We start from the raw sequence: 5056 nt of genomic DNA, 5'->3' as shown, positions 1-5056 counted from the left end.
GCGTCGGCGGCCATCAGCAGCAAGGTGGGGTAATTGACTTTCCACAGCAAGTGGTGCAAGCTCCATCCCGTAGCTGATGCAATCTGCCAGAGCATACCAAAGGGGCTATGGGAACCTTCCATATGGCCCGTTAACTCCCCTTTTCCGGTTGGCTCAGCCTCGGTTTCATCAGGTTCGTCGCCTGTGCCGAGCTGATAATAGTCATAAAATCCTTTGGGTTGAGTAGCTTGAGCATCTGAAACCAAGCCTCTTGCAGAAACCCGGGATGCACCCGCCAGCGAAGCCACCAGGCAACAGGCTTGCAAAAGAGCATTCCGCTCAGGTAGCCACGTACCAATGTCAATGCCACCATCTCACTCACCGCCTTGCCATGAACCGACATGAACTCCATGTTCTGTTCAAAAGTGTTTTCCTTCAACTGCTCATAAGATACCCCCATTTTGAGGTACTTGCGATCAATCCGAAGCTTTGAACCATAGCAAGGTACGCGCATCACCACCCGTCGGGGCTTCTTCTTGCTGCCAAGGTATCGAAGTGGGCGGACAGGAATTGCCACACCCACATCGAGCAATATATCGGCTGCTCTGAGTTCTACTTCACTCATGGTTATTTAGCCTGAGTAAGTTCGATGGTTGCTGTTTTTGCCGAATCAGTTGCCAGCGTCAACGTGATGGTACCTTGTTTTGACAGTCGATCCGTCATTGGCGGCAGCCGTGATCACCAGGAAGTTTCCATCCTGAACGATGGTAAACCCGGCTGGAGCAGCCGATACTGTCAACGCGCCCGAAGAGCTCATGCGTACCACTTTGGTGCCACCCGCTTTAACAAACTGAACCGTACTGTTATCTACCGATACATAAGGCTCTGCCATACCGATGGAGAAAGGAGACGTACCGCCTGTCGGAGTGATTACTTCCGCCTCACAATCCAGGTACAGGTTACCCGAGTTGCCCAGTTTACCACGTACAACCGCGTTGAGAGACAACATCTTGATATCGATCAACTGACCGGTTCCCGTTTTGATCTGTGCAGGCCCTTCGATAGTCACCACATCCGATGGAGCGTCCCATTTATCGCCCGTAGCCGTACCACCTGCCAATGCCACACAATTCTCTGCAAGGAGTTGTATCATCTGGAAGGTGAACATGTTGGTGCCCGGAGTAGCAAGTACCTTCTTTACCGGGCCACCCCGACGCTGTGCGGCAAACAGTTTATTATAGGTAGGCTTGTCGCCTCCCCAGTCAATGCCTTCCTGAGAAATCAAACCAATTGTTTTCCCGCCCATGACTAGTTCGTCAAGCAGCATGATGTGTCCGTCATTTACTTTTTCCATAATTTTATACTTTTTCCGTTTATATACTTTTTAAGTGCTATTAAAGCGGCCGCACCGACCGATAATTGTCCGATCCGAATCCAGAACCATTGCCATCCGGTGGGCTCGTTGACGATCTCAGGAGGCTTTTCTGATACTTCGGTAGCGTCCCGTATCCGGGTCAACTCTTCGGTGAGCCTGATTACTTCCCTGGCGAGTGAGTCGCAGGTAGCCGTTATAGTGAGTGTATCGCCTTCACCCCGTCGGATATCCAACGAAGCCTGTCCGCTACGCTTGTTATAACCTGTCCCGATCGGCAACTGTGTAAGAGCGTTCATCGGTATATCCATCTTCGCCACGCTCATGGGTACAGGCACCAGGCTCTGCTCGAATCTTTTTTCGACTGCCAGACTGTCGCTGCGGTGGGTCGAGGTCAATCCGTTCGGACTTCTGCAACTCATCGCGCATAGGGCAATCAGCAAAGTGCACGCAACTGGTCGCTTTCTGAATGGTTTGATTAAGCTGTCGAACAGCTTTATACAATCTTTTATTTTCATTCTGTAGTTCGATTAATGTACCGGATATGTTGTCGTACATATCCTTGTAAATGTCATTCTTCTCTTTCGCTTCACGGGCTTTCCTCACATCGCGATAGAATATCCATCCTAAAACGGTTCCGGCACTGCCTACAGGAACAAGCCATTGAAGTATCTGCATTATTAAATCCGTAGACATGCCTTCTTCTTTTTAGATGTTTTACAATAATTCCCAGCCTGCTTCCACGTCTGCCATGACAGCCCGTTTGCCATTCTCTACCTGACTCATGGCAGCCGCCAGGCGGCACATGGTCTCTTTGTCGTTGATGTCTACCACATGGTCGGCACCCATCCCCGTCAGTGTTCGCACCGTAGCGATATAGCTTTGTGTATCGTTCTCACTGGGTGGTGCCCACCGGCTGATCATGGTGCGGATGGTACGGCAGTTGTTCAACTTCGAGTAGTTTTGCAGCAGCTTGAGCATCGCACGGTAACCGTAGGCCATGCTTTTAAACTGTTTGAAAGCCGAGTCGGTGGAGGGGATGATTTCCCCCTGCCACTCGGTTTTACTCTTACGGATATTGCCCGGATTGTTGTTACGTAGTCCTCTCATAGTCTTACTCCGATATGGCGCTTTCACCCAGTTTGATGTACCCGTTTCCGTCCCACATCAATGTGGTTACTTTCTTTCCATCACACGCCACGCCTTTCACTGTTGCCGCTCCGGCTCCCCGGTTGGTTAAGATCAACATAGTCCCCGGCTGTACGGTGATCTCTACTTGGACAGTAACTGCTGTCGCACTGTTCACTTCCGCCAGTGTCGGATTGCAGTCATGCACCAGCTTGTTATCTACTACCTCACGCTTGATGGCGATGGGAAAAACGGTGGTGACACAGCGTTCACCTTCCTCATCGTAAGGGGCGAAGAAATCAAAACTTCTCCGCGATTTCATGTTAATGTAGCTCATAATTTCTTACTTGTTAAGCTTTGGTTGAATAAATTGCACCGAGATATTTACCGTTGATTGGCAAGGCAATACCGCGACATATTGAAACCGACAATATCACCACGGTATTCGGGATCATTGAGTCGATAGTACATATCGGCTGTGCCTTTGGCGCGACACACCGAATCCTTGTGGTAGGCAAAAGACGCAATGGCATCCGTTGCCGATACAGGAGCATTCCAAGCCAGTTTCACTCCGGTAGTTCCATTGAAACGAGGTGTTTCCGAATAAATCTCTACCTTGAAATTGAAGAGACGGTTGGTAGAGAAGAAGGTTTTATACATATCCATATCCTGCAACTGCAAATCGGATACATGATAAGGATGTAACACGAGTACACGACCCTCTTTGGGTACACTCATCATGTTGTAAGCCGTTTCGAGTGCCAGGATATCGGCATACGTAATCCGTTTGTAACCGGTTCCAAGTGCACTTGCCTCACCCTTGGCTTTCAACACGGGGGTGAATGGCGTGTCTTTGGTCGGTGCCCAGTTGTGGGCGGCCAGTTGCGAGAACTGCAACTGCAACGAACGGCGGTGCCCTTCAATCACACTTTCACGCTTTCCGGTGGACTCTTCAATCTCAATGGCGTTAATGTGTACCGTGTTCTCCGTGTCGAATCGTTTGAGTTCAATACGTTGTGGCGTATCTTCGCGCACTACAATTGGAATCGGATATACCTCATTATCCACAAATACCCGCGGGTCGATTCCTGCCTCTTGCAAATTGATGGCATTGTTGTCTACCCAGGCATCGAAGTTGCGGGCCTCATTGATAAAGGATGATTCAGGGAAAAACTTTTCTGTAATGCCGGGAATCCAAATTTCTTTGTTCAGTCCATCAGCTAAGCATCCGGTCAGATGTAACGGTACGAGTGAAAGCGCCATCTGAATGCCGAACATGGTAGTGTGGTCTACGCCTATTGACTGGGCAAAGAGCCCTGAGGTAGCGAAATTAAACAGCAAAGCTGTCAGTAGTGAAAGGACGAATTTTGTTTTCATCAGAATGTTGTTTTTAATATTGATTACTCCGGGTATTTATCATAAGCCTGATAGAACTTCTCCCGGTAGAGTTCTTTGTCTTTTTTGAGTTCCTTCAATTTATCCTGTTTCAGGATTTCGTCAAAACTCATGTCGCGCAGGGCAATGACTCCTTTTGCTTCTTCACCTGTTTTGATTTTATCGGCAATAGTGGAACGTGCCGAGATAGACGACAGGCGAACTTTGGAGCGCTCGAAATTCTCGACAAAATCTTCCATCCAGCTCTCTTTCCCCGCGGCGTCAATACGACCGTCTTTCACGGCTGCATCTACCAGTTTGATGGCTTCTGCTTTCTGCTCCTCTTTTTGTGCTCTCTCAAACCCGTCCACTTTACCCTGTAGGGTTTGGTTGGAGGCTTTCAGTTGAACATTCTCTACCTGCAAGTCGTCCCTGTTCTTAATCAGTCCTTGCACGGCTTCCTGAATAGCTGTTTCGGATGCACTGTCCGACAGCTTCAATAATCCGGTTAAATAACTCATCTTCTTTTCTGTTTTATGGTTAGTACTTTGTTTGGAATCCATTAGTTTGATGATTGACACGTCAGTCAAGTCAATAGGCTTTTTACTTTCGCGATCGTAAAAGCACAGTGCATTGTGGTTGCTTCCTATGGGACAGATAGACACTTCACGCACTGTCCACTTCGTCACCGTTGGCAACTCTTGTCCGGGTAGCTTCAAAGAAGGATCGTTTGAGACCTCTTCGGGAGGCCAGGCGCCGATAGACGCCATGCGGATAAACCCGCGTTCAACCTTTCCTTGTACTTTAGCACCTTTTTCATCTTCGTCGTCAAACACGATATCGACCAGGATACGGCTTCCTTCTACCCGCATATGCTCTCCCCGTCCGATGGGAAAGTCCCAGTCATCGTGATTGTACAGCACCACCGGATTTTTATTGAATTCTTCCAGATTGGCCCCTGCGGTCAACATTCGAAACCCGTGAGTATTCACTGTTTCATCATGTACTACGAATGTATATGTTTTGCTCATATCGTCTGTTGTTTGATGCAAAGATGAGGTATAAAAAGTAAGTTCACAAATCGAATTTCAGTCATTACATATTTAGAACCAATCGTTTACGACAAAACCACAACCATTACATGCCGATTATTTTAATAGAAAAAAGCAGGCTACTTTTGAAGAAAATAAAGCAAATCAGTAT

The 5056-nt window shown here is 48.1% G+C and carries 8 protein-coding genes; all 8 read right to left on the bottom strand.

Annotated features, from left to right (window positions below; translation table 11 throughout):
- Positions 1–130: 130 nt before the first annotated feature.
- Genes TY03_RS21330 through TY03_RS21295 form a run of 8 tightly spaced genes read right to left on the bottom strand, consistent with a single transcriptional unit; the run spans position 131 to position 4884 of the window.
- Positions 131–604: a hypothetical protein gene (locus TY03_RS21330; protein WP_042373049.1), complete on the bottom strand. Its 474-nt coding sequence runs from the start codon at positions 602–604 to the stop codon at positions 131–133.
- Between the two features lie 45 nt (positions 605–649).
- Complete coding sequence (locus TY03_RS21325) at positions 650–1333, bottom strand: BACON domain-containing protein (protein WP_052332591.1); 684 nt, start codon at positions 1331–1333, stop codon at positions 650–652.
- Positions 1321–1650, bottom strand: coding sequence for a hypothetical protein (locus tag TY03_RS21320; protein ID WP_230202007.1), 330 nt, complete (start codon positions 1648–1650; stop codon positions 1321–1323). The genes TY03_RS21325 and TY03_RS21320 overlap by 13 nt, the downstream gene beginning before the upstream one ends.
- Positions 1610–2047: a hypothetical protein gene (locus tag TY03_RS21315; RefSeq protein WP_042369725.1), complete on the bottom strand. Its 438-nt coding sequence runs from the start codon at positions 2045–2047 to the stop codon at positions 1610–1612. The genes TY03_RS21320 and TY03_RS21315 overlap by 41 nt, the downstream gene beginning before the upstream one ends.
- A 21-nt stretch (positions 2048–2068) precedes the next feature.
- A complete protein-coding gene (locus tag TY03_RS21310; protein ID WP_042369727.1) occupies positions 2069–2461 on the bottom strand; it encodes a structural protein P5 in 393 nt (130 codons plus the stop codon).
- Between the two features lie 4 nt (positions 2462–2465).
- Positions 2466–2816 carry a hypothetical protein gene (locus TY03_RS21305; protein ID WP_042373724.1) on the bottom strand — a complete coding sequence of 117 codons (351 nt, stop codon included), beginning with the start codon at positions 2814–2816 and terminating at the stop codon, positions 2466–2468.
- Positions 2817–2863: 47 nt separating this feature from the next.
- On the bottom strand, positions 2864–3856 hold the full coding sequence (locus TY03_RS21300; RefSeq protein ID WP_230202016.1) for a hypothetical protein: 993 nt from the start codon (positions 3854–3856) through the stop codon (positions 2864–2866).
- A gap of 23 nt (positions 3857–3879) precedes the next feature.
- A complete protein-coding gene (locus TY03_RS21295; RefSeq protein WP_042373721.1) occupies positions 3880–4884 on the bottom strand; it encodes an HK97 family phage prohead protease in 1005 nt (334 codons plus the stop codon).
- Positions 4885–5056 lie beyond the last annotated feature (172 nt).

This window comes from Bacteroides neonati (genome assembly GCF_000499785.1).
Taxonomy (GTDB): Bacteria; Bacteroidota; Bacteroidia; order Bacteroidales; family Bacteroidaceae; genus Bacteroides; species Bacteroides neonati.
This window is presented reverse-complemented; position numbering and strand designations above follow the sequence as displayed.